26 protein-coding genes and 1 CRISPR repeat array are annotated in these 25,008 nt (G+C 42.7%); of the genes, 3 read left to right on the plus strand and 23 right to left on the minus strand.

The window, feature by feature from the left end:
- Positions 1–106 precede the first annotated feature (106 nt).
- Positions 107–847, plus strand: coding sequence for a hypothetical protein (locus tag ACTQZS_RS08055; RefSeq protein ID WP_441475355.1), 741 nt, complete (start codon positions 107–109; stop codon positions 845–847).
- Between the two features lie 27 nt (positions 848–874).
- Here ACTQZS_RS08055 and rho read toward each other — a convergent pair whose 3' ends face one another.
- Complete coding sequence (rho, locus tag ACTQZS_RS08060) at positions 875–1,999, minus strand: transcription termination factor Rho (RefSeq protein ID WP_441475436.1); 1,125 nt, start codon at positions 1,997–1,999, stop codon at positions 875–877.
- Between the two features lie 275 nt (positions 2,000–2,274).
- On the opposite strand from rho, the gene ACTQZS_RS08065 reads away from it, so the two are divergent.
- The gene (locus ACTQZS_RS08065) at positions 2,275–2,685 is read left to right on the plus strand and encodes a ribonuclease Z (protein ID WP_441475356.1); all 411 of its coding nucleotides are present in this window, start codon (positions 2,275–2,277) and stop codon (positions 2,683–2,685) included.
- On the plus strand, positions 2,682–3,827 hold the full coding sequence (locus ACTQZS_RS08070; protein ID WP_441475357.1) for a DNA/RNA non-specific endonuclease: 1,146 nt from the start codon (positions 2,682–2,684) through the stop codon (positions 3,825–3,827). Before ACTQZS_RS08065 ends, ACTQZS_RS08070 begins: the two co-directional genes overlap by 4 nt.
- Positions 3,828–3,920: 93 nt before the next feature.
- Here ACTQZS_RS08070 and ACTQZS_RS08075 read toward each other — a convergent pair whose 3' ends face one another.
- The 22 genes from ACTQZS_RS08075 to ACTQZS_RS08180 form a co-directional block, all read right to left on the minus strand.
- Complete coding sequence (locus tag ACTQZS_RS08075) at positions 3,921–4,265, minus strand: nucleotidyltransferase domain-containing protein (protein ID WP_441475358.1); 345 nt, start codon at positions 4,263–4,265, stop codon at positions 3,921–3,923.
- 103 nt (positions 4,266–4,368) lie between these two features.
- Positions 4,369–5,142, minus strand: coding sequence for an exonuclease domain-containing protein (locus ACTQZS_RS08080; protein ID WP_441475359.1), 774 nt, complete (start codon positions 5,140–5,142; stop codon positions 4,369–4,371).
- 15 nt (positions 5,143–5,157) lie between these two features.
- Complete coding sequence (locus tag ACTQZS_RS08085; protein WP_441475360.1) at positions 5,158–5,382, minus strand: hypothetical protein; 225 nt, start codon at positions 5,380–5,382, stop codon at positions 5,158–5,160.
- Between the two features lie 12 nt (positions 5,383–5,394).
- Positions 5,395–6,576, minus strand: a complete 1,182-nt coding sequence (locus ACTQZS_RS08090; RefSeq protein WP_441475361.1) for a Cas9 inhibitor AcrIIA9 family protein — start codon at positions 6,574–6,576, stop codon at positions 5,395–5,397.
- Between the two features lie 35 nt (positions 6,577–6,611).
- On the minus strand, positions 6,612–8,798 hold the full coding sequence (locus ACTQZS_RS08095) for a PcfJ domain-containing protein (RefSeq protein WP_441475362.1): 2,187 nt from the start codon (positions 8,796–8,798) through the stop codon (positions 6,612–6,614).
- 13 nt (positions 8,799–8,811) lie between these two features.
- Positions 8,812–9,684, minus strand: coding sequence for a hypothetical protein (locus ACTQZS_RS08100; RefSeq protein ID WP_441475363.1), 873 nt, complete (start codon positions 9,682–9,684; stop codon positions 8,812–8,814).
- Between the two features lie 145 nt (positions 9,685–9,829).
- Positions 9,830–10,249, minus strand: a complete 420-nt coding sequence (locus tag ACTQZS_RS08105) for a hypothetical protein (RefSeq protein ID WP_441475364.1) — start codon at positions 10,247–10,249, stop codon at positions 9,830–9,832.
- A 19-nt stretch (positions 10,250–10,268) separates the two neighbouring features.
- Positions 10,269–10,445, minus strand: a complete 177-nt coding sequence (locus ACTQZS_RS08110; protein ID WP_441475365.1) for a hypothetical protein — start codon at positions 10,443–10,445, stop codon at positions 10,269–10,271.
- 279 nt (positions 10,446–10,724) lie between these two features.
- The gene (locus ACTQZS_RS08115) at positions 10,725–10,907 is read right to left on the minus strand and encodes a hypothetical protein (RefSeq protein WP_441475366.1); all 183 of its coding nucleotides are present in this window, start codon (positions 10,905–10,907) and stop codon (positions 10,725–10,727) included.
- A gap of 99 nt (positions 10,908–11,006) precedes the next feature.
- The gene (locus ACTQZS_RS08120; protein WP_441475367.1) at positions 11,007–11,210 is read right to left on the minus strand and encodes a hypothetical protein; all 204 of its coding nucleotides are present in this window, start codon (positions 11,208–11,210) and stop codon (positions 11,007–11,009) included.
- 17 nt (positions 11,211–11,227) lie between these two features.
- The gene (locus ACTQZS_RS08125) at positions 11,228–11,680 is read right to left on the minus strand and encodes a hypothetical protein (protein WP_441475368.1); all 453 of its coding nucleotides are present in this window, start codon (positions 11,678–11,680) and stop codon (positions 11,228–11,230) included.
- Positions 11,681–11,723: 43 nt separating this feature from the next.
- Positions 11,724–11,900, minus strand: a complete 177-nt coding sequence (locus tag ACTQZS_RS08130; RefSeq protein ID WP_441475369.1) for a hypothetical protein — start codon at positions 11,898–11,900, stop codon at positions 11,724–11,726.
- 399 nt (positions 11,901–12,299) lie between these two features.
- Positions 12,300–12,731 carry a hypothetical protein gene (locus ACTQZS_RS08135; protein ID WP_441475370.1) on the minus strand — a complete coding sequence of 144 codons (432 nt, stop codon included), beginning with the start codon at positions 12,729–12,731 and terminating at the stop codon, positions 12,300–12,302.
- A 163-nt stretch (positions 12,732–12,894) separates the two neighbouring features.
- Positions 12,895–15,651 carry a UvrD-helicase domain-containing protein gene (locus ACTQZS_RS08140; RefSeq protein ID WP_441475371.1) on the minus strand — a complete coding sequence of 919 codons (2,757 nt, stop codon included), beginning with the start codon at positions 15,649–15,651 and terminating at the stop codon, positions 12,895–12,897.
- 19 nt (positions 15,652–15,670) lie between these two features.
- Positions 15,671–15,871 carry a hypothetical protein gene (locus ACTQZS_RS08145; RefSeq protein ID WP_441475372.1) on the minus strand — a complete coding sequence of 67 codons (201 nt, stop codon included), beginning with the start codon at positions 15,869–15,871 and terminating at the stop codon, positions 15,671–15,673.
- Complete coding sequence (locus ACTQZS_RS08150; RefSeq protein ID WP_441475373.1) at positions 15,868–16,401, minus strand: hypothetical protein; 534 nt, start codon at positions 16,399–16,401, stop codon at positions 15,868–15,870. The genes ACTQZS_RS08145 and ACTQZS_RS08150 overlap by 4 nt, the downstream gene beginning before the upstream one ends.
- Before the next feature lie 28 nt (positions 16,402–16,429).
- Positions 16,430–16,927, minus strand: a complete 498-nt coding sequence (locus ACTQZS_RS08155) for a JAB domain-containing protein (RefSeq protein ID WP_441475374.1) — start codon at positions 16,925–16,927, stop codon at positions 16,430–16,432.
- A gap of 378 nt (positions 16,928–17,305) precedes the next feature.
- Positions 17,306–20,140: a DNA methyltransferase gene (locus ACTQZS_RS08160; protein ID WP_441475375.1), complete on the minus strand. Its 2,835-nt coding sequence runs from the start codon at positions 20,138–20,140 to the stop codon at positions 17,306–17,308.
- Entirely contained in the window at positions 20,137–20,544 is a 408-nt protein-coding gene (gene vapC, locus ACTQZS_RS08165) for a type II toxin-antitoxin system tRNA(fMet)-specific endonuclease VapC (RefSeq protein ID WP_441475376.1), read from the minus strand. The genes ACTQZS_RS08160 and vapC overlap by 4 nt, the downstream gene beginning before the upstream one ends.
- Positions 20,544–20,792 (minus strand): antitoxin, encoded by a 249-nt coding sequence (locus ACTQZS_RS08170; protein ID WP_441475377.1) that lies wholly within the window; start codon positions 20,790–20,792, stop codon positions 20,544–20,546. Before ACTQZS_RS08170 ends, vapC begins: the two co-directional genes overlap by 1 nt.
- 51 nt (positions 20,793–20,843) lie before the next feature.
- Positions 20,844–23,198 (minus strand): CRISPR-associated helicase Cas3', encoded by a 2,355-nt coding sequence (gene cas3 / locus ACTQZS_RS08175; RefSeq protein ID WP_441475378.1) that lies wholly within the window; start codon positions 23,196–23,198, stop codon positions 20,844–20,846.
- 3 nt (positions 23,199–23,201) lie between these two features.
- A CRISPR array of direct repeats spans positions 23,202–23,760; the repeat unit is 32 nt; unit sequence ATTTCAATACATGCCCCTCTACGAGGGGCTTC.
- Positions 23,761–23,930: 170 nt separating this feature from the next.
- A complete protein-coding gene (locus ACTQZS_RS08180) occupies positions 23,931–24,995 on the minus strand; it encodes a CRISPR-associated protein (protein WP_441475379.1) in 1,065 nt (354 codons plus the stop codon).
- Positions 24,996–25,008 lie beyond the last annotated feature (13 nt).

The raw sequence follows: 25,008 nt of genomic DNA on the forward strand, positions 1-25,008 counted from the left end.
CCATGCCATACCATTCTACAGCTTTAGCAATGAAGGGGGAGCAGATCCTGACTGGTTGCCAGGTATTCTGTTACCCACAACCTTATTGTAGGAGGAGGCACAAATAATGGGGGAAATCAAACAGACAAATTTCCGTGTGAATCAGGAAACAGCGGATGCATTTCGCAGATTCTGTGAAGAGAATGGAATGAGCCAGGCGCAGGGATTTGATCATATCATGCAAGTTGTTGAAATGGATAAGGCGAAAGCCATTGTTCCCGGACGCGCAACAGAGATTGAGGAGTTTGAAAAATCCATAAAGAGTATCATGTCGTCATATCTGAGAAGCATTGAGATTGGAAACGATGCAGAGGGCCGGGCACGTGAGCAATTCGCATCTTCTCTTGACCGGAAAGACAAGACCATAGACGCCCTTCAGACCAAAATTGAACAGTTGGAAAAGGATAAGAGAGACATTGAATTAGACAGGGATCATGCGACAACTAGGTTAAACGAGGCCGAGGAACGGAGAAAAGCTGCCATAGAACAGATGGAGTCCGCAAAAGCCGCAATACGGGATCAGCAACATATAAACACCGTGCTGAACAACCAGATCGCAGATCTGAGCGGTAAACTGGAAGGCTACCAGTCACTTAAAGAATCCGAGGCATCCTTAAAAGTTGAAGTGCAGAGCCTTCGATATCAGATAAAGGAATTACAAACAACTCTCGTTCATACAAAGGAGTTGTATGAAACCCGCCTGGCAGACGCAAAAGCAACCGAGAAAAGATGCGAGACTTTGGCTGCATCTGAAGCAGATCTTCGGAAAATGCTTGCCGAAGCACAAAATGCTCTCATTGGAAAATAACAATACAATTTTGGCTTCCTCCCACGGTTAAAACCGCGGGCTTTCTCGCCATATATTTTGTAAAAGTTCCTGATTGCTTTGTGTTTTCCCAAAAAAGGAATATCCGCTATCTCTCATCTTTCTGAGCTTTCTTTCGGCAACCAACTCTTTTTCCGAAAGAAGCAGATCTTCCCGACGCGTACCCGAATGCGTAAGGTCTATGGCGGGAAAGATCCGCTTCTCCTGCATGGTACGGCTGAGCATCAGTTCCATGTTTCCGGTTCCCTTGAACTCTTCGAATATAACATCATCCATCTTACTGCCTGTATCAATAAGTGCGGTTGCCAAGATAGTAAGACTTCCTCCCTCTCGTACATTACGTGCTGCACCGAAGAATTTTTTCGGCATATATAAAGCCGCAGGGTCAATTCCTCCGGAAAGTGTACGTCCACTGGGTATGATAACCTGATTATATGCTCGTGCCAGTCTTGTGAGTGAATCGACTAGAAGAACAACATCCTTTCCATATTCTACTAGGCGTTTTGCACGGTTTAATGTGAATTCAGCAATACGACAATGATGCTCTGCTGTTTCATCAAAAGGAGAGGACAATACCTGAACACGTTCTCCTGTGATGGTCTCTCGAATGTCAGTTACTTCTTCTGGCCTTTCGTCAATTAACAAAATGAAAAGTTCGATATCCGGATCAAATTGTTTTACTGATAATGCGATCTGTTTCAGCAATGTTGTTTTCCCTGCTTTGGGCGGGGATACGACAAGGCCTCGCTGACCCTTCCCTATAGGGCTCATCAAATCCAACATCCGCATGGAAACAGAGCATCCGGCATACTCCATGCGAATACGCTGCATTGGGAAAATCGGCGTCAAGTTTTCAAATTTTTTAATATGGGCAGTCTCTTCCGGTTTCATTCCGTTAATCTGATTGACAAAGGTCAGGGCAGTATTTTTGTCAGAAAAACGACGTGCAAATCCGTTCAAAACATCGCCCGTGTGCATCCGGTATTTCCGAATTAATGTCTGTGGTACGTATATATCATCATTTGAGCACTCGGCAAACGGATCGTGGCGCAAAAAACCATAGCCTTCCGGCATTACAAACAAATAGGAAGATGGGATGCAAAAGACTACTGCATCTGACGCAGCAAACTGCATAGACGGGCACATATAAGATACCTCCGAATTAATACTATAAGATTATTATCTTTGGAGAAAATTCCGCGATTGCGATAAACGATGTTAACTGATGAAGCCGCGATACTTATTATTGCTGCAGCTAGAAAGGTAACTTCAGTTATAATTTTAGTATATCTTATATTTCGGATCAGGGAAACATCTTTTTTACTTTTTCTGAGTTATATTTTGTATAATAGAAAATATAGTATATTTCGAATGTAGACGGAACTTTTCAAATATGAGGTAGATAAGAAATGATTGTAATTACAGTTATTGAAGATCGTGGCGGGATGATGTTTAATCATCGCCGTCTCAGCCGGGATCGTGTGCTGACTGAAAAAATAAAAAATCTGGTTGGAAATCATACCCTCTGGATTGATGCTTATTCCGCGACGCTCTTTCCCGATGCGCACGTGGATGAGGATTTTTTACAAAAGGCCGGCGAGGATGACTTTTGCTTTGTGGAAGATCGCAACCTGATTCCCTATAAGGATCGGATCAGCACTCTTTATCTTTTTTATTGGAATCGGCGCTATCCGGCGGATCTCTTTTTCAATCTTCCGCTTGCTGAGTACGAAATGATATCCCAGGAAGATTTTCCCGGATATTCTCATGATAAAATCACTTTGCAGAAATATGTCCATAGGGGGAATGGTAAGATATGAAAAACAATAAGAAAAAGAGAGGATGTTGTTCGGCTATTTTGATTCCGCTTGTTCTTATCTGCCTTCTTGTGTTGGCAATAGGAAGTTGTAACAGTGACAGCAGCTCTTCTTCTGTTTCTGTTTCAACAAGTTCAGTTTTCAATCAAATAACAGTTAATTCATCATCTGAAAATAAAACATCCCTAACGCCTGCTCCTACACAGACGGCATCACCAACGAATACACCTACGGAAGCACCTACTGAAGTACCTACGGAAGAACCAGTGCCTACACAGGCATCAGTCCAAACATCGTTCGATTTATCCAGTATCCCGGCATATTCCGGATCACCCTATGTAACCGTAAACAACAACGTTCCGTATTTTTCCGACGCGGATCTAACCACAACTTCTTACGAAACATACGGGGAGCTGGATTCGCTGGGCAGATGTACCGCTGCCGTCTCCTGCATTGGACAAGATCTGATGCCCACCGAGAAGCGTGGCGATATCGGGTCCGTGAAGCCGACCGGATGGCATACGGTGAAATACGCAGGCATTGACGGAAACTACCTCTATAATCGATGCCATCTCATCGGATATCAGCTCACAGCGGAAAATGCCAATGAAAAAAACCTGATCACCGGCACCAGATATATGAATGTGGAGGGCATGGAGCCTTTTGAGAACATGGTTGCTGACTATGTGAAGGAAACTGGGAACCACGTCTTGTACCGCGTCACACCGATGTTTGAAGGCAGCAATCTGCTTGCCTCTGGAGTGCTGATGGAAGCGAAGTCGGTCGAAGATAACGGCGCCGGCATCCTGTTCTGTGTGTACTGCTATAACGTGCAGCCAGGTATCACGATTGATTATGCGACCGGAGACAGTTCCGGACCGGAATACACCGGGGGTTCTGCTTCTCAGAATACGGAAAACACGAACACTACGCAGGCACAGCCGGTTCCTACCCAAACCGTACAGCAGCCGCAGAACACAAACAATACCACTTCCGCCTATATCGGCAATTCAAATACAATGAAATTTCATAGGCCGGACTGCTCCAGTGTGAGTCGGATGTCAGATGCCAATAAAGTCGAGTTTTCTACAAGAGACGAAGCAATTGGTGCAGGGTATGAACCTTGCAAGCGCTGCAATCCTTAAAAAATACGTTGGAGAATCCCCACTTGAATTTCTGACACAAGAGAGGATTGCAGAATCAAAAAAGCTTTTTAGAACTACAAACCTGTCCATCCGTCAACTACCCATGACATTTAGGTTGTGGGTAGTTGACCGGACATACATCAGCACTCCCTTCTCAAAGACTTCTTTTTCCAGAGTAGGTCCTTGTTTTCTTTTTTCGAAATGATCTTCTGTATTTACAATGATGTCTACAGGTCTCGTTCTAAGACCACGAACAGAACGATATGCATCTCTTGTTGATGAGAGAATATCTGTTTGAGAATTCTCAACAACAATGTAAAAATCATAGTCACTGTCACTTGTATCTGTTCCAGAAGCTGTTGAGCCAAAGAGATATACGCATTTAGGATTCAAATTTTTCACAAATTGATTTACCATTTTTTCAATATCATTTGCCATTTTGAAACCCTCCCTTCCATACAACCTTCTTATCCTTTATTTTAACACAAAAACGGCAGAGAACCCTATGGGAAATTTCCTTGGATTCTCTGCCTTGTTGCAATTAACCGATTTTTTTCATAGGTAAAATATCATTCTCTGCCCGGATACTCTCGCATGGAGTCTGTTCCCTGTATACGACGTGTGGGAACCGATCCATCGGCTTTTTTGCATTCGGTTTTACTCCGAATACATTTATATATTTGTACAGATCGGGTCTTTCCTGATCCATTTTTAGCGTTACGTAAGCCAGATGCTTTACCTCATCCATTCCTTTGAGAGCAATCTTTCCGGCCTCTGTTTTGGTTTCCTCCGGTTTATCTTCCATTCCATATTCATGGAATGCGTCAATAAGGTTTCCCGCTCCCGCACGGCGGTCCCGGAGTACCGTCATGGTATCGAGAAGGTCATGATTTCTCATAAAACCGAAATAACCATAACGAACCAACATCTGATTAACAAATTCAAATGTTAGTTGTCCGTGATGGGCAATTACAAGGGTGTTTTTGGTAACGATCCGTCCCTTGTCATCTTTTTCCTCTCCGTCCGTCAACATATGGTAAAACTCGTTGCAGACTTCCAGTTCGGATTCTCCTTCTTTCGTTAACTGTTGTGAAGTAAATCCAAGATACTTTTCAAATTTCTGGGCCATCATGACTCCAGGATTCAGGCGGATCAGTCTGTCCATCTGTCCGCCGTTTACCATTTTCCCATTTGAGATCAGAAATTTAACAGCTGCTAATTCGCATATTTGTGAGGTATACGGATTGGCTCCAGTCGTTCTAATGTAACAAAACAATAACGCCTTGTACTTTCTAAATAAATCTTTATATCCCATATTGATCTCCTTATCCTATCTTTTGAAGACTAATCTCCATTTTCCTGCCTTGTACGTTGCACCATAGATGGTGTTGTCACGCACATACACATGCGTGATGTGACCGTACGGATACCGATGATCATAAATTTTCAGAGTGTCGCTTTTCCGGCAGCAGGAATTTGCGTACCGGCTGGCAGAGCGCTTAACCGCGCTCAGCTCCCCGTTAAATTCTTTTCCATAGATCTTTGCGTAACACATACAGCCACCCCCTTAATTACCTTCAAGCCAGCTCAGGATGGACATCTGTTCATCCTCGTCATCAGCATTGATAGTTACCGTTGTATTTTTCGGCTTCTTCTCAGGTTCAGGCTGCTCAGGGTCTTCAAAACCTTCCAGATGATCGTCCGCTGCCTGCGATTCTTCCGGATCTTCTGACTCATCTTCGTCTCCTTCTGATGAGTGTTCGGAAGCATTTCCAGCAACATCTTCGAAATCGTCCTCGTGATCCTTTTCTGACGTCTCTTCCTTTGGTGAACCATCCATTGAATCAATCCGGTTATTTGCCGGCCCGTCTTCGATTTCAGAAGACTCACCAGGAATGTTTTCGGAATCATCATCTGTTATCGGAAGATCCTCTTCTTTTCGAGCAGGAGAAGGATCACTTCTCGGAGTGGTCTCCGGACTATCTGGACCGAATAGCGACATCTGCATTTTTTCCTGCTTTTCTTTTTTTGCCTTGCGGGCTTTTCTTTCTTCCTCCTTCTTTTTCCGTTCCTCGGTCTTTTTTCGCTTTTCCTGCTGAATGGCAGTATTTTTTGCTTTTTCACAGGCAGCTTTGTATTCCTCCTCTGCTTCTTTCATAGCATCCTCCCTGTAGTAATCCGCTGCCCATTCATAGACAACATCATTATCAATGCAGGCAACCTGATCACCCGGAATCAATATCGCCTTTACTCTTTCCCAGATCAGTTTCCGGCATTTGTTGTATTTTTTTACAGGGTTTATAACCAATGCCGAGAATTCGGCATCTTTCTGACACATCGTGATCAGTTTTGAAATACAACTCTCATCCAATGCCTTGCTCTGATTCTTGAGCTGCTCATCAATCTGATCGTTTGTATATCCGCGAAAAGCCCTGTTCAGCTGGCTGTCATCCTTCTCTTCTTTTTTTTGAACCGCCTCGTTAATACGGTTCACGGTATCCTGCATCTCTTTGCCGAGTTTTTCAACGGCAAGCCGGATACATTCTTCCGGATCAGCCGGAGGAACAAAAGGCTCCGGTTTTTTGACTTCCCGGATCTTGCTTTTCACAAATTCGGAAAGAACAACCGATTTTTTTTCCTTTTTTCCAACAGTCTTTGGCTGCTCGTCCGCGACCTTCTTTTCTTCTACAATCCCTTCCAGTTCATCTACAGACTGAGGCACTTTCATAAACATCTTGTTGTTATCCATGGCTTTCTCCTTTTTTGTACAAAAAAAGCAGCTTATTATGCATAAGCTACCTTCGAGGCTGCACGTCTTTTGCCGGCCTTCTTTTTGGCTTCTTTCGCCTGATATTTCTGAATTTTCTTTTCCACGAGATCAACAAATGTTTTTGTTGTTCCCGAGATCGGCGTATTCCGCCGCATGAACACCTGATTAACTTTTCCATCCTTCCATTCAAAAGTGCAGAACGGTTTGTCCGGTTCGGATTCTTTTCGGATGAAAAGGATCAGGCTTTCTCCCTCTGCCTGCGCAGTTATATAATGATTGCCTCCTACGCAGTTATGCATAAGAGAACCTTCTTCGCGGAATTCCTGGGCGGTTTTCGGCACGTGGAAGAACAGGCCAAACATCCGCATATTTACGAACTGTTTCACAAGCTTGTTTTTCTCAAGCTGTGAAGCAATCATCCGGTTCATTTCCTCATCCCATTTCTTACGGTCTATTTTTCTATTCTCTTCTACAATTTTATTTACACGCTCGTGCGCCTTGTGAAGATCCGGTGGGAGGATGTAATACTCATCCTCAAGATTTTCACCTACTTCCGCTGCCATTGAAAGATAGTCCTGATAATACTGCTTCGTTTCCTGAAAGCTCAAAGTAAGATCCGTATTGAAACAGATCTTCTCCTGCTGTTTCAGGAGATACCGGAATAATTTATCCGGATGCATCTTTGGAAACAGCAATCGGAAATTTTCAATCTCAAGTCCAAGTCTTTTCCATTTCTCGTACTTTTTTGCATCTTCTGCAGTCGCAGCATTCACACCCGCTGCCATAGCAGCAAGCATCCGCTTTCTCTTTTCTGCTTCAATTTGACTGTAGCTGTAATTTCCGCTGATTGCCTCTTTGAGAAGATCTCCGGGCAGCTGCAGAATCTCTTTGGCATTTTTGCCCTTCTCATTAAAAATCCTTGTACAGCTGATGGGATTCCTTATGATGTCGCTGACAAGCCACGTCAATCCCATCTTAACGAGATACTCCAGATATTTCTTTTTACTGTAATATCTGAGGTAATCGTGAACATCGCACGACCCGGATTTCAATTTTTCCGCAAAAACATCAACCCCACAATATTTAAATGGGGTATTCTTCACGACCTGCTTATAATTTCCAAGATAAAGATGCGTATTATACACCCAGTCTCGTTTACGAATATAATGCCAGTACGGATCTCCATAGGGGTTTCCATACCAGTTGGTATCCTTCTTATAAGCAAAATCATGTGTTTTGACGACCTTCTGTCCTTCAAAAAAGAGAAAATACCTTCGTTCTTCCTCCATTTCGAAGGTTTCGGCAATACCCGATTTTATATCTGTCAATTCATATGAATAATAGCTGTAAAACTGTCTGAGGATGATGCCCCTGTTACCGGGAATCTTTTGCAGATACCCGACATTCGTGTAAAACAGGCCCTTGGCCGCTCCTTTTCCGGATATCACTGAGCCAACCGTATGACAGTGGCTGCAGGCCTTGTTTTCCGCATATTGAAGGTTTATCCGATCCCCCTTGTTATCATAAAACTTCTTACAGTGTGTGCAATACACGTACTGTTTTTTGCCTCTATTGTAGACAAGAAGTTTCGGATACCGGTTTTCCTCCGTTTTCTTCCTGGCAAATTTTTTAAAGGCCTTCGGATATGGCTTAATCAGCGCGAAACATTCCGTTTCCAGATTTTTCTCCGCTTCATATTCTGCCTGCCACTGCTTTACACAGTCATCATACGATAGGTGTGTAGGATCCTGCCTGCTATGATTGTCGGTCTGCCGATCCTGCCATCTTGAAATGGCAGGGAGAATGTTATTTGAATCTGCAGATATCGCTTTCAGCAACTCAGCCTTTGTATCTTCCGGTCCGTACAAAGGGATGTTTTTTAAATAATAACCATCCGTACTTCCCGTAAAGTAATAGGAGATCTTTGCGTGTCCCCATCTGCCATCACGGGTCAGATTGATCCATGATCCATGATAAGGATCAAGAAACATTCTTGCAGCGGGACTATTAATCCCGTTGACCAGCTCACGGATATCATATTTCGATATTACGAACCAGTCCTCCTGCTTATCGAGATATGCAAGAATATTTCCTGAATTCTTATTGTTCACGTAGGTCTCTATTGCGGCTCTTTTTAACTCATCCCCTGCTACATGCGGCGGGAATGCCGCAAGTTTCTCTTTTGTTTTTTTATCCATCATTTATTCCTCCATATCAAATCAGAAGAAGGTATTTAAGAACCCCTCTTCTTGCTACAATTTCTTTTCTGGCTTTAAGGCTGTCACAGCCCATCTCTTTCAGATGGGTTTCCGTATAAACAGTTGTTTCACTACAGGAAGAACCATCATAGCGGGTAGGGGAAATGAGGGCTACCTCACACATTTTTCCTACCGGGACGGCAAATACTCCTACAATGGACTGCTGTTCATATCCCGTTGCGCCATAGGACATAGCCGTTTTCAGGTCATCTGAGTAATAGTTACCTTGTTCTACTCCATATTCATCTTCAATGGATCCAAAAGACCGGCTTTTCATTCCATAAGGTCCTTTCCCTTTTGTGGCATCCAACCGGGCATCTGTGATGATTGATACCCAGGTATCCGCAGGAGAACCATGAAAGAGAAGTTTTACACCTACCGATCCGGAATCATCCGGTTCCGGGGAAATATCATTTTTTTCCATCCATTCGGTTTCCTCATCCTCAACTTTCTTATTCGCAATCTTGTAGATTGCCCTTGGATGAACGTCACCGGATAATTCACGGATTTCTGCTGTCTCAAGATAAGAAGGGAATGTTACTTCGGTATCTCCAAAAGGGGTGTCCTTTTTACTGTCTTTGAACGCCTTCATAGCATTCATGACAAGGGAGGAAGCATCCATATAGGTGCACCGGTTCGGAAGGATCTCCGATATTTTTTCCTCTAATCCCCTGATATTGCAGTTTTCATCGAAATACTTTTTCTTTTCAATCTCCTGCAAGATTGAAAAGGCTTCCTGTAAAGCCTCTTCTGAATAGGGGCCCTTCAGATCCCTATACGTATCATAGGTGAGCTGCTGATATAGCGAACTCTCGGCGTAATTTCTCATAATTTCCTCCAAAAAAAGACAGACTTTCAGCGCCTGTCTTTCTCTCTACAATTCCTTATCAGTTTCTTGATACCCTCAAAAATGATTCCGGGGTATCTCTAAAGCCGCGGTATGTAACAGGCACTATGCCTGAACCTTAAAAAAATCAGAAAAACATATCACGGAATATACTTTGATATTTCGTAACATCCAGATATCCTGTGTAGGTATTACATCCACACAGCCTGCAGTAGGCAAGTACAGCCTGATAATGCGACTTGTACTCTGCCTTTAATGCACGGTCAAATTTTGTCTCAAATCCTGGATTATCAGGATTTTCAAGATGACACCGTACTGCTTTATCTGTGTTACCCTTGCACACCTGATAACTCCTCCACTTTTTCTTAAAGTCAAGAAGCTCTTCGCTGATGTGATGTACACATCCGGTGTAACTCTGATCCGTTATACCGGGGCATCTCGCAAAACAGTCCGTACACATCTTGTTAAGCCCGGCATTGCTACGTACGAAAGAACCTTTAGATTCCTCTTCAATTTGTTTCAGAGTCTTTACATATATTTTCGCCATCCCTTATTCCTCTTTTCTTTCAGGTATCGTGGTATCCACAATCATCTTCTCCTCTTTCTCTCAGGACGTACCGCAGCGCGTCCACGCTGATACATCCAGGTACCGGCGTTCCGCACGTAATTTCCCCCCAGATAAAATTTTTAATCTGGTTAGTGGTGAGTTTCCTCGCCTTTTCAATTTCCCACCGAGCAATCATTGTTGCTCCTCCTTTCAAAAAAAACAGAGCAGCCTATGCCCTGTCAATCTTCTTTCTATTCCCATATATGTTAAGTGCATCAGCACATTATAATGTAAAATATATTCAAATCAGCTTTACGGTAGCTGTATTCCGTACTGCGATAGGCAGTAGTTTTCAACAAAAAAAGAGCCGACGAGCGTCTGCTCATCGACTCTTAAAAATTCTTACATATGTATAGTCTTATTATACATTATTCCTTAAAAATCTCAAGCGTTAGAATATGCATATTTCGACCATTTAATCCTCGTCGTAACGATGCAGAGCATCTAAATAACATTCCGGGCAGCCCTGACAACACCCCAGATCATTGTAGATGCACCCGGAGGACTCGAAGGTTTCTATAACCTCGCCTCCGCTCATTACCGAAACCGTGTTATCATCGTTCTCATGATAACAGGTTCCACCTTGATAGTAATTCATATACGTTTCCTCCTTTTTTTGAATCATTCAATTACTCTGACTTCGGTTCCCATGCCTCGTCGCTTCCGAATGTGGTATGAACATCCTGGGCGTAGTCCGTTATTTCTTTGTTTCCAACAGTATTTCCAATGCATCAATCATATGGCGTATGCTGTCATCATCAGTAAAGCATATGCACGTTTCGACTGCATCATTTTCTCTAACTATGCACATACACTTGCTACCAAAGTGTGAGATTCCACATACTGCACGCTTTTTAAAACCTTTTCCTACTATGATTGGATAATTATAATTATGCTTCATGATAGATCTCCTGCGCTTTATTCGATTTTACTCGCGACCTGCTCGTCGAAAACATCGGCAATGATCCAGTAGATACGCTGCGCGTCATCATCTCCGTGTCCCAGATCTGCGAACTGTACAGGTTGTGTGATGGCCATAAGGTCATCTTCCTGCATGATGCGGAATTTTCTGATGACACCTGCATAAGCTATAGAATTAATATCGGCTTCCGACTCGCAACGGTTGTTCCAATCATATCCGATTTTGTCGATATTGATATTCTTCGAATCAATTTCGAGAATACTTATTGGTGACCCGTCATATGTATTGGCGGCCGTCAGATAGTCTTCCGCTACTGCCGGATCAAAGGCGAGAAATACCTTGCCTTCAAGGTCATAACCGCCGTCCCAATTATGTCTACTGCATGGGCGCAGACCATTCGCCATAATTGAAGGGACGCTTTCTGTGTATGTTGCATGATATAATTTCATGCTTTTTCCTCCTATCCTGACTTGGGTACTGTAAAACACTTGGTCAGTAGTAGACAGAATAGTTGTCCAGGTACTCCTGATCAGCAGCTTCTTCAGCTTCCGCTTCCTGTATATACGAGTAAGACTCCCAATCATCTTCGTCCCAGTTCTCGCGGCCTTTCTCCATAAGCTGATTCGTCTTCCATTCAGCCTCAGACATCCGGGAATAGGTTGTCTGCACACGCACCACATCCATATTTGATTTTTGATTTCATTAGTTGTAAGTTTTCTTGCTTTCTCAATTTCCCAATAAGCAATTTCCATTGAGTCTCCTTTCCATTTTCACCAAAAAGACAGAGCAATTTGACGCTCTGTCTTATCTCTGTATCTATATTAAGTGCATTCCCGGTAAGCATATATAAATATGCCAGATCCTTCTTATGCACGATAAAAATAAGAATTTATTCAAATCAGCTTTTGGATATTTCCGGCAGCTGTTATTCCGTACTGCATAGGCAGTAATACAAAAAAAAGAGCCGACAAGCACTTGGCTCATCGACTCACTTCTTTAAAAAAACATATTTATGATTTTATTATACATGGTTATTCGGAAATCTCAAGCGGAAGATTTGGTCCCTTTTCATCTGCCAAGAATCAGTTTTTCGATAACATTTGATTTTGTCGTTTCGCCGGCCGCTGCCAGATCGCTGAGTTTTGCGATCGCCGCATCCGTGAGGCGAATTGTGATCGATGATTTCGTTCCCGGATTATCTTCCTCAACGATACCGAATAATTTTTCGTATTCCTCTCCGTCCAGATGTTCTTCTGCCCACTCCTGAGCAGATTCAAAAGATAACGGAATGATCTGTTCTCCGCCGCTCCATGAATTGTCTCCGGTCGCCTGCGCGTATTTTGTCATCGGACCGCCCTCTCCATAGAGAAAATATTCGCCCGTCTGCTTGCGGTATAACGTCTCTGACCAGTCAGAGAAGCTGCCGGAACAGCGCTCATCGTGTGCAACGGCTTTTGCTTTTTCCGTATCGTAACGTCTTCCTTTGATGATCTTAATCATGTTCTACCCTCCTGATTTCTAATCGTTTTATCACAACTTCTGATGATTTTATTATAATACGTAATTAAATAAATAACAATATCAAGTAGAGTTTAAATAAATAAATTTCATGTTTCACGCGGAAGTATATTTAACCTCCCTCCCGCGCGAAACGCTCACATTTTTATGCTTCAGATACATTTCTTTCCACATCTGCATCCCAGGTCTTCCCAAGATCCTCATACGCATCAGAGAGGAAAGCATTGATATGAGGGCTTTTCTTGTCCCCATAGGCAATATATTTGCCTGTTACATAGAGGATGTCCTTTGCCCTTGTTATTCCCACATACTTTAATCTGTTTCTTTCTTCCAAATCTGCCGGACTCATCCCCTTCTGGTCGAAATCATCCAGGCATAGGAAAATGATTGGCTTTTCCAATCCCTTAAAAGAAAATACTGTATTAAGTACAAGTCCGTCATAGTTCTTTTTCTTCCGGTAGGTATCTTCCCCACCATAGAGGACCAAATTTTCAAGATGACTGGACAGTATATCCCAGCCCTTAGAGGAATAATCAAAGAGCCGGCTTACAAAGTCTTTATATAATTCATCTTTTGTATTCAGCCGCTTCAACTCCCCCATAAAGGCACCAGCCTTCCGTTTTGAGGGCAACTTGCGCAACATACGGTATTTCTTTTGGTACTTGTCTACAAGCACTGCTACGGCCTCCGGAGAGGCTTTCTCGTACAGTTCTCCATCGTACTTTGCCTCAAGGAATAACCGGATACTCCTTTTATTATCCGGATTTTCAAAAGCACGCCAGAGTGAAAAAGCTGCCCGTACTCGTGGATTATCATTGATTTTTTCCGGATACATCCGGTTTGAGAGTATGCCCTTTTGTGCCAATACTGCTTCCATTCCATCAAGAATAGATCTCTTGATGGCAAGGAACGCCATATCGGAAAGGGCGTATCCCTCTTTCTGCAGAGCGATTATCTGGTCGGCAATGTACTCGTACTGGCTTTCTTTGTCGTGAAATCCCTGTACAATTGGCAGAAAATCTCCCTGTCTGGAAGAAATAATTTTCATTTCCACTTGCTCAGAATTTCTTGCGATCGTCCGATCGCCAATTTTGACAATCCCCGGCTGAGATCTCATATTCTGTGAGAGCGTCAAAGTTTTTACCTTTGACCCCATCTCCTTCTCCAGGTTCAAAAGTATGGTTGGATCTGCACCTTTGAATCGGTAGATTGACTGCCGGTCATCGCCAACCACCAGAAGGGATTTCTTTTTTCCCTTCTTTGTTGTCGGAGTAAGCATCAGCTTCAGGATCTCAAGCTCCCGCCGGTCGATGTCCTGGGATTCATCTACAATGAAATGTTTGAATCCATAGATATCAAAACAGTTTGGGTACATGGTCCAAAGCTTTGTTACATATTTCGGAAGATCCGCGTATTCCAATCTGTTCATTTCAAACAGCTTATCATTGTAGAGACTATAAAGTCTCATTATCTCCTTGTAAGGCTCATCCCCGGCTTCCTCATCGATAATATAGGCGTTTTTATGTGACTTTAGCGTATCCCTCAGAATGCCAAAATCATCCATGCTGAGATCGTTACGCTTTATGATGTCAAACGCATCGACAAGCGTTTTTGTAACGCTCGGAAGCTTCGGATCGCTGAAGATCCGGTAGTTCATACCGGAAATCGGATGTTCCGCCGCCACTTCTCCAGCCACGGCAGCGGCATCGTTTTTTTCAATGATCTCCGGTTTTTCTGTGAACCCCAAATCCTTATAGCCGGTTCGAATCACGTTGAAGAACAGTCCGTCAAATGTATTGACATTGACTTTCTCAACGTCCCTCCTTGGTTTTCTCATCCGGTTGTTTTCCCGGATAAGTCGCTTCTTGATTTCTTCTGCGGCGTCCCGGTTATAAGCCACCACAACAATACTCTGCGCTCTATCTTTTTCCAGAAGATGAAGGACATTCCTCACAATGGAAAAAGTCTTTCCGCTGCCGGCAGCGGCCACGACTCGGGTTATACCACTGGTTGTGCGGATAACCTTCTTCTGCTCTTCGGTAGGCGCTATTCTTGCTCTTTTTGCCGGAAATTTAAGGACTGTGGGAGCTGTCGCCTTCTTATAATTGCAGCTTTTGTTCTCCGGACATTTTTCGCAGGAACCTTTTTCAGATCCTGAAAACCATTCTTCAAACGATTCTCTGAAGGCTTCGTCTGCCTCAGAGGGAACACATTCCCCCTCTGCATTCTTAGACATGAGATATGTCATGGAGACAATCTTCTTGTCATGAATTTTCAGAGGAAGTCCGCCGTCATAGGAACGTCTCATTTTGATAAATTTATCATCATTTTTTTCGTCTTTACCGCGAAGGTAAATAAAAGTAGCGGTAATTATACCGTTTTTCCCGCTCTCCAAAAGATCCTGTCCATATTTTAGGAATGCGAACAGTTTTTTTGAAGATGCCGCCTTGGTATCGATGGATCGACCACGTTCGGAAATATCCGGTTCACGATCAAAAACCTTGATAACTTCTATGTCACTTTTATTTTTGATTCTGATAGCGGTCGGATTCACCTTAACCATCTGACCGAAGATATCAATCGACTTTGCTTCTGCGGGAAGCATATCCTGCTCCGGAAAATCTTTCAGGTATCTCTTCAACGCTCCGATCTCATTTTCGTATTTCTGTGCGAATGTTTCCGCACAAAAAATCAGAGAAGCTGCTTTCTCCTCCATTTCCTTCTTAAAGAATGCTTCCATCTCCGTTTCCGTTAGTTGCCCTGTTTTATATTTTACAAAGGCTTCTTCCACTATCCCATGGATAACGGCGCCAGTACTTCTTGTATCAAATGCTCCTACCATCTTTCGTTTCCTATACTCTTTGCAGCTTCCCTGATTATCCAGATCATTCCAATAATACATATTTCTTTCCTTTCTTCTTTCAAAATTTACTCAAGTAAAACTTTCGAACTCTCTCGGCATCCTTTTGCGTGGGATACCATCTTGTTAACAAAAAAAGGCCAAATGCCTGTACTACCACTTCCGAAGGTTTTTCCTCTGCTTCCATCGGTGGCAGAATAGATACTTTGACTTTTTTGCTTGGATATTCTCTTTCTATTTCCACTGGCCACCAGGATTTCATAGGCTACCTCCCGGCATCTGCCTGCATGAAGGCCTTTCAAACAGCAGCCTCCAATCCTCCCATTCATCTGAACTGAGAAATAGCTTTCTTCTGACGATATCCCCGAACTTATATGCATATTCATAGGGATGCCAGAATAATGCCAGGATGAATTCCTCATCCGTTTTTGTGCTCTTCCATGCTCCGTCAGGGAACAGTTCCATATTATCCGCAAATGCAATAATGTACTTATCGTACAAAATGATTCTAGCTTCTCCCTGTGTAACAGATGGATAGATCCTCTGTACACGCAAATCAAGACGCGAGACGATTTTCAGAATTTTCTCTGCCGACTCCCGGTCTGCAAAATATCGGATTTTCCAGTACGAATCCTCGCCCTTTCCGCTTCTATCATTTGGAACAGTCTGTGCCTTGACGGCCGATAAAATTTCAGCAGTGATTGTTTCACCGCGAGCGATCAGTTTTACCGGTGTCCATTTTCTTTCTGCCGCTGCCGGAGCAGCCTTATCTGCTTCGTTATAATTTTTCATTTTTTTCCTTTCCCGCCAGTTGGCTGACTTATTTTTCCGTTTCTTTCCATAATTCCGGCATGGAGGCTTTGATTGAGTACCATTCCGGATAATTGCTTTCAGATCCTCCGATGATCATATGATCGAGAAGTGGAAGATTTAGAATTCGTGCTCCATTCACTATTTTTTTGGTGATGTCCACATCTTCCTTTGATGGATGTGGATCGCCAGATGGGTGATTATGGACAAAAATGATTCTTGATGCACCTATCAAAAGTGCCTTCTGAAAGATGATTTTGGGATCTACCAGAGAAGCCTCTGCCGTTCCTCTCGATACTTCAAAGTAACCCATAAGCTTAAGACGTGTGTTTAAACAGAGAGTATAAGCAAATTCCTCTGTTTTTTTATGAAGATTCAGGACGTTCGTGCAAATATCAAGAACCTCATTCGGGTCCTTCATAATTTCACTATTGGCCTTGTACTCTGAAGCTTCTTTTACCAAGGCCGGACGGCCTTTTCTGAGTATTGTGTCATACTTATAGAACATGATTTTCTCCTTTCGCATAAAAAAAACAGAGCCTTGTATGCTCTGTTTCTGTCTTCCTGTATCTATTGTTAAGTGCGGTTTCAGTTAGCAGCACCGGGAATAAACCGGTTGCCTTTTCGCACAATAAAAATGGGGAATTTATTCAAAACAGCTTTTTGGATGCTGTGATTCCTTACTGCGAACGCAGTAATGTAAAAAAAAAGAGCCGACAAGCACTTGGCTCATCGACTCATAGCAATTAATCATAGCAATTAAAGAAAATACATATGTATGATTTTATTATACATGTTTACATGGAAATCTCAAGCAGAACATTTAGGTCTGCTGAACTACTCCAATCATCGAATGACCGGGGATTCCCGGCTATCATGTTGAAGATCATGCTTCGCCACAAGTCAGCTGCTGATACATCTTCATCAGCTCTGACACACAGTCTGCTTCTGACATTTTGGTGCTGAAACCATATGCTTTCATGACTGCAATATCATTTGACGTGTGAGCCTTCCGCAGTTCCGGCGGCATATATAAAGGATTATAAAGGTCTGATAAACTGCTGTCCGGAAACAAATTTCTTGCATCAAGTATTAATTGTGCAGTCTGGCTTATTTCTTTCTTCTGTTCATCGGTTGAGTTAGGCCACGGAAAGTTGTTATACACAATGTCTTTAGAATACCTATAATCGCTCTTTATTCTGCCGCATACAGCTCTTACCCATGACATATGAACATTCGATGTTAAAACTCCAAACTCATAGAGAGACGCATTTGGAATTATCTGTACAGCATCATTCACAATAATCTCTGGGGAGACAAATCCAAACGGAATATATCTTCTCACCTGTGAAGAATGCCGAGGTACTATAATGTATTCTGTATCTGGCTGACGTACTTCCTGAAATAGAGTTGGAGTATCAGCACTTTTTTGCGTTGCAGCTTTGGAACTATTAAGGCGAAAGTTTCGTACTTCTTGCACTCTTGAAGTAATAAATTTTGACTTTGCAATATCTGCTGGTGAAGCGCCAACAAGCCATAGGCAATATCGTTTTTTGTTGTTTATGTACTCTGTGGCTCCATAGATCTGATGAATGTATTTTTCTATCCAGGGCTCTTTTTTAATGGCTTCTTGTCTTTCATCCGGGGAGAGAAATAAAAAACCTCCGTCCGTTGGCTTATTACCATAAATCATTTCAGGAACGTCGCAAAGAGGAGTTGACCGGCTCTCAACAAATACATCTGGTGCATCTAATAAATACGGATTAATATTCTGTACTTCACGCCGATTCTCTTTCTCAAATATCCATTTCTTATGATCAGACGGTGCGCTACTAAACCCAACAATAACCACGTGAACATGCGCCTTGTCATTTGCTTCGCTGTCCCACACAAAAGTTCTCCATCCGAAATCAATATGAATATTAAATCTTTCATAGAGCGGTTTCCAGATGGCTGAAACCTGTTCTCCTTGCGTGATCGAATTCGTGGAAACAAAAGAAGCCTTAATATTTGTATTTTGCATCAGTTGTGCCGCTTTAAAATACCATCCCGCAACATAGTCTATTTTTCCAGCCGTCTTATAAGTATTGCCATTATCATCTAGATAGACAGAAAGAATGTCATTTTTTTGTGATTTACTTTGGAGACTGTAACCTACAAAGGGAGGATTTCCCATAAGATAGTTCAGCCTTTCTGCCGGAACCACATCTTTCCAGTCTATCCGCAGCGCGTTTTCCTCAACAATATTCGCATTCGTCGTTAATGGAAGGAACTCCAGCTGCTGTACGATGATGCTTTCTGTCTCCTTCATCATCTGGCTCTCTGCAATCCAGAGTGCGGTCTTTGCGACCGTCACTGCGAAGTCATTGATCTCAATGCCATGGAACTGTGTTATAGATACTTTAATAGGATCGATCACCTCACCGAAAACCATCTGTCCGCCGGTCAGGTCACGGATAATCTGATTCTCCAGACGGCGCAGGCTCAGATAAGTTTCCGTCAAAAAATTTCCGCTACCGGCAGCGGGGTCAAGGAACTGAAGGGAGGACAGTTTGTCCTGAAACTGATGCAGTTTCCGGTTCCTTGTGTTCTTAACCTGGATCTTCTCGATGTCCGAAAGCTCACCTTTCAGGTCATCTAAAAAAAGCGGATCAATCACCTTGTGAATGTTCTCGATGGATGTGTAATGCATGCCGCCGGCACGTCGTGTCTCCGGATTCAGTGTTGATTCAAAAACAGCTCCGAAGATGGTTGGCGATATATCACTCCAGTTGAAATTCTCAGACGCATTCTTCAAAAGTAGCGTTCGGATTTCCTCGTTAAACTGTGGGATTTCAATCGACTCATCCGCAAAAAGTCCGCCGTTCACATATGGGAACTCAGCCAAATCTTCTTCCAAGTATTCATCCCGTTCCGGCACTGGCGTGTCCAGCACCTTGAACAGTTCGATCAGAGCCCGCCGACTCTCGCGGACAGAATAATGCTCCATATAGTCGTGAAACATATTCCTGCGTCCGAAAATACCGGCATCCTCGGCGTACAGGCAGAATACAAGCCGGACGCAGAGCGCATTCAGACTGCGCAGTTTATGCTCCCGCTTCTTCTTTTCATCGTCGCTTTCGTTCTTAGGTGCTATTTCCGGTATACCATATTGCTTTACGAAAGCGTCATAAAGCAGACCAACGATATCACCGGCCTTAATGGAAATCTCCATCTCGCGGGACAGCTGTTTAACATCTTTTTTAACCAGAAAGTCCAGGAGCGGAAATTTCGTTTGCAGATCCGGCAGTTCTATCTTCAGTGGCTCAAATTTTTTCGAATTTGCCTGATTCATGTCATATATCCAGATCTGGGCGAAGTTACACGTAATAATCCACCGTGCTCTCTCATCGAAAGAAAGATTATCATTATACCGCTTGGCTTGCTCATACGGAGTGAGATCTATGTCCCCGGAATTGTGAATCTTCTGATCCAGTGCTTTACCCAGACTCTTCTGCTCTATAATCACTCTTGTCTCTGGAATATAAGCGTCAATCCGCTTTTTATTGCCATCTACATATACTTTCTTTTCAAAGTCCACGCGGTCTGTCACATTTTCCATACCAAGAACATTCTGAAGGAGATCGATCCAGTAGGACCGACCATCCTCGTCTTCATTTCCCTTTCCGCGCCACTTATTTACAAATTGCCGTGCAGCTTCCCGCTGCTCTATATCAGTCATTTAGCTTCCTCAATCCAATCCTCAATCTTGAGATCCGGAACTCTGCTGAACTCCTTCACATTATGAGTGATGACAGTCAGATTTCTACCAAGGCCCTGTCCTGCAATCATTACATCATATGGTCCGATTGGTGTCCCTGCTTGTGCTAAAAAGCCTCTGATTCTTCCTGCTGTAACTGCATCGTTTCCATCAAAGGGGACGATTGTAAATGGAGCCAGAAACAGAAGCATTTTTTGATGGTTCTTTTCTCCCCAATGACTTTTGGCAACACCATATTCCAACTCAAAGACAGTTACAGATGAAATCATCAACTCCGAAGGGTCATGTTCCATAAGCCGCTTTGTTAAATCCGGATATTTATTTTTCATGAAATAGATACAGATATTGGTATCCAAAAGATACATTAAAAGTCCTCTCTTTCCGGAATGTCTACCGGTGAAGGCTGGTCTCTGGTATCGAGAAAATCCGAAGGAAAAGTGCCAATGACTTCCCGCACTGTAGCCCATGCGTCATCCGTCGGAAAAGCAATGTAGGTATCACCAACCTTGTGAATATAGTACTCTTTCTTATCTGTTCTCATGTCTTGTGGAATTCGGATTGCCTGACTATTACCGTTTTGGAAAACCTTAGTTTTGGTTAAAGTATTTGTCATATTATTTCCTCCCATTTGTTATACACACACTCCGTACACACATTATATATTTCATTTAAGAGAATTGCAAGACAGGTTAACATCATCAACATCAGTCACATCCAGTCCGTGTTCTGTATAGTATTGCAAATTTTCCAAAAGATACCAATTAGTGGCCTGCAAACCAGCATTTGTCATAAAATATAACTGCTGGCAACAAGCACTTATCTGTGTGAAGTGATTTGTATATACTGAAACTGTAATTCCAGATGCGCGCTTCATTTGACTCTTTGTGATTCCATAATCCGCTTCCCGAAGCTCGGCAGCAATAGTATTATACGTCTTTATACTTTTCTCGTTGTCCTTGTAAGGAACAATGATGTTGAGCTGTCCTTTGTCTTCTATAATCGAATAGTAATCTTCTGTTTCATGATAATTTTCCTCCAGGATTGCTTCGGTAAGTTCGCGCCTGTCTTTTTTCGCAGCTTCCGACCGGTAAAGTCTTTTATAATACTGATCCATGTCATCGAGCGAATCTGTAGATAAAAAGCTTCCCTTTTTCCGTTTCTTCTCCGCCATATGCAATGTCTGATCACTGGCCGTCATATAGTCTGCTCCAGGATAATCATATTTGCTATGATTTTTATGTCGAAAAACAAGCAGATATCCGTTGCCCTCCCCATTTCTGTTAATTCTTCCTGCTGATTGCGCAACAGATGGAAAAGGCGCATATTCTCTGGCTCCACATGGAAAACTCACATCTACACCCGCCTCTATACTTTGCGTACTGGATAAATAACATGGCTCTGGATTCTTTGATTTTAATCTTTGCTTTGTCCACGTAATCAGATCCCGTTTGTGATCTGAACAAAGAGCAGACGTGAGTAGCCGACAATTCTTCTGTCCGTGTACACGGATCAGTTCATCATACATCTCCTTTGCTTTTTTCGTTGTATTGAAGATGAATACCGCCTGATTATTACCCGAAAATACGTTTACTAGGTCTTTTGCGCTGTATTTTTTATCCCCTGGAGCAAACTCAATATCTGTCTTTTTGGCTATGTGATAATCTTCATACAGCTTTTTTACATTTTTGATAATTTCCTCTCTTTGCCACGAAATTTGATTTCGATAATTGTAAGAGGGAAGTGTCGCGGTTGAAAGCAAGATATCTGTATGATAATTCTTTGCAAGCTGCTGAAGAATATATATAGTACAATCGAGGACAGAAGACGGGAGAGACTGGCATTCATCAAATACGACTACCGAATCCGCCACCTGATGAAGACGACGAAGTTCTGTACTTCTTGATGCAAATAAAGTCGAAAAGAATTTTACTGTTGTTGTGACAATGATTGGAGCAGACCATCGATCTGAATACGCTCTGGTTTGATCGGTATATTCCGTCCGACTGTCATCTTCTAGTACAATGTCGTCGCCAAATATCTTCTTATATTCATCCGCATTTTGAGTAATAATAGATAGAAAAGGAAGTATAACAAAAATACGTTTGTGATGTTCAACCTTTGCTTTTTCTAGCGCATACTTCATAATTGCCAATGTCTTCGCAGTTCCGGTTGGCGCTGTCATTGTTCGAAAACCACATCCGGGTCTCTTACCGGCGTCATAAGCATCTCGATAGACAATGCCGCGCAGGATATTCATTTGGGCTGTCTGATCTGAACCACGAATAATTTCGTTCCGATAAGATTCCAGATGATTCAGCATCTCATCTATGAGTGGTTCTGACAATGGCTGCAATTCGGAGTTTTTAAAATAAGCTGGTTCATCCCACGAAGCTGCAGAAGAATAGTCTGCATCTACTAAGCAAGAAAGAAGCATCCGTGCAAAAAACATTCGCGAGGCATTAATTGCGATGCTGTCAGACAAACATTCGTCGTTATCGACGAATCGACGTAATACTTTTATTAACCGCTTATATGCCATAGAATGCTTCAAACCTTCAATAAATGTATTTTCGTACTCTACGATATCCGCATATTCTTTTTCACTGGATAGTGCATTTTCTTTTTCTTCGTATCCAGCATCATCCTTCACCAACAACGCAACACGAGAATTGTAATCATTCGGAAGTCTATAATCATAGCTTTTGCACCGAAGACCAGAATGATGTGCGGCACAAACTCCTGCAAGAATTTCTCTTGCACTTTGGGGTATTTCAGGGAAGTTATTAAAAATTAATATGGCGGCCACGATAGAGTGATCCACCTTTGTTCTGTTGCCAAAAAGAACCTCTTGGAACTTATAGGTATGTTTTCCACAATCATGCAGATATCCGCATAGCTCGCCGATTTTGCCACACCCGAAGGCTTCCGCATATTCGGAGGATTTCTTTGCAACAAGCAATGTATGATGTTCCAGAGACTCTGGTTTTCCATTTTTGTCTTTACGTGCATAATATGTCATAATTTTTCAATACATGCCCCTCTACGAGGGGCTTCTTTAACGCAGCCAATGTGAAAAACATGGAGTTAATTTCAATACATGCCTCTCTACGAGGGGCTTCGCTCCGCCGGCTTGCTCCTTTCTCAAAAGTTGAGATTTCAATACATGCCCCTCTACGAGGGGCTTCGGTATTACTGTAGTGAACCAGGGCAGAGCAGAATTTCAATACATGCCCCTCTACGAGGGGCTTCATGCGTCCATTGATAAATGTCACCCTTGATATCAATATTTCAATACATGCCCCTCTACGAGGGGCTTCCCATCTGAGGAAGACAAAAGCGTATGCGAAAGGCTATTTCAATACATGCCCCTCTACGAGGGGCTTCCGCAAGTGTCAACAAGCAAAAATTAAGAACCTTATTTCAATACATGCCCCTCTACGAGGGGCTTCCGTTCGTTGGAATATTAGCCAAAGCTGTTCTTGAGATTTCAATACATGCCCCTCTACGAGGGGCTTCGGATCATAAGATCCCCGGTAACATATCCCTGCGATTTCAATACATGCCCCTCTACGAGGGGCTTCAGCAATATTGCACAAATACCTGTTAGCAATATTGTTGAGTTATTACAAGAGCTTATGATATTATTGCCGCCATTATTACGAAAGGGCGATTTTTTTCTTGTAATTTTGCATTTTGCTTGCGCGAACCTCCCGGGAAATTTGTGTTAGCATCTGGTTCTCGCACAAGATCATCAATCCACCTTAATCCAACTGTACTTACTATTCCAACTATCCCAATCTATATCCCAGTTGATTTTACCGGAATAATCAGCAATTCCCACAATAACACCATTTGGAATCATTGACTTATGAAAAACCACTTCATAGTCAAGATAGCTTCTCAGTATTTCAACATTCTCTTTTTTCTTCGCGTCGAGCAACTCAAAAATCTGGTATGCCGGTGCACATCCGAGAAGCGCCTCGTTTGCATTCTGTTTGCTGTTTGTTTCAGGATTTTGCGTTCCAATATGCTTAAACACAAAAATCGGAAGAAGTACCGACATTCCCATTTTAGATGCAGAAATGTTGTAATCGTACATCCGTGCCCACGCTTCAATCAGCAGTTGAAAGTCTTCATCTGTCATGCCGGTATTTCGTGCCAAACCTGCACTGACACATGCCTTAATAGGGAACAGCGCATAGGGAACAATCTTTTTATTGCCCATTCCCTTCTTTTTTTCATCGGGGAGCTTTGCTGCCCAATCATCATATTCATGGAGAGTTCCAAATACTGCATCTTTTTCGCCCTGTGGCACTGAGAATGCTTTTCTTGTAATTCCCACAATTTCAGGCGTAACAGGGTCTATGGACTCTGAAAATGCAAACTGTACGGGACCGTTAATCTGGCCGGCATTGAGCCCGGTTGAAAGCACTCCGCCGAATACGCGTGCATCCCAATACTTCTTCAGGATAAAATCTCTTGCTTCTTTTACGCCCGCAGTAGTGTTTTTAAATTTTTTTAAATCTTTTATCTTTCCACCATCAACATTGTTGAGCACTGCTTCTGCAATGTCACGATTGAGACTTTCGCCATGACGGATCAGAATATCCAGCCCATTGCCGTTGCTGTCTTTTTCGTTATGTTTTGTTCCATCTACATATCCGCGGATACGGCTTTTAATAGAAACGTCTGTCATATATGCCCTGCCTGTCTCGTCATCAATTCTCGGACGATTATCCATATCCGGGTCTCCGTTCGGATTGCACATCGTTGCCTGAACGAGAGAAAGAATTTCATATCTGTTTTTTAATGCCATATTTTTGTTCTCC

This window comes from Bilifractor sp. LCP19S3_H10 (assembly GCF_052119185.1).
GTDB lineage: Bacteria > Bacillota > Clostridia > Lachnospirales > Lachnospiraceae > Bilifractor.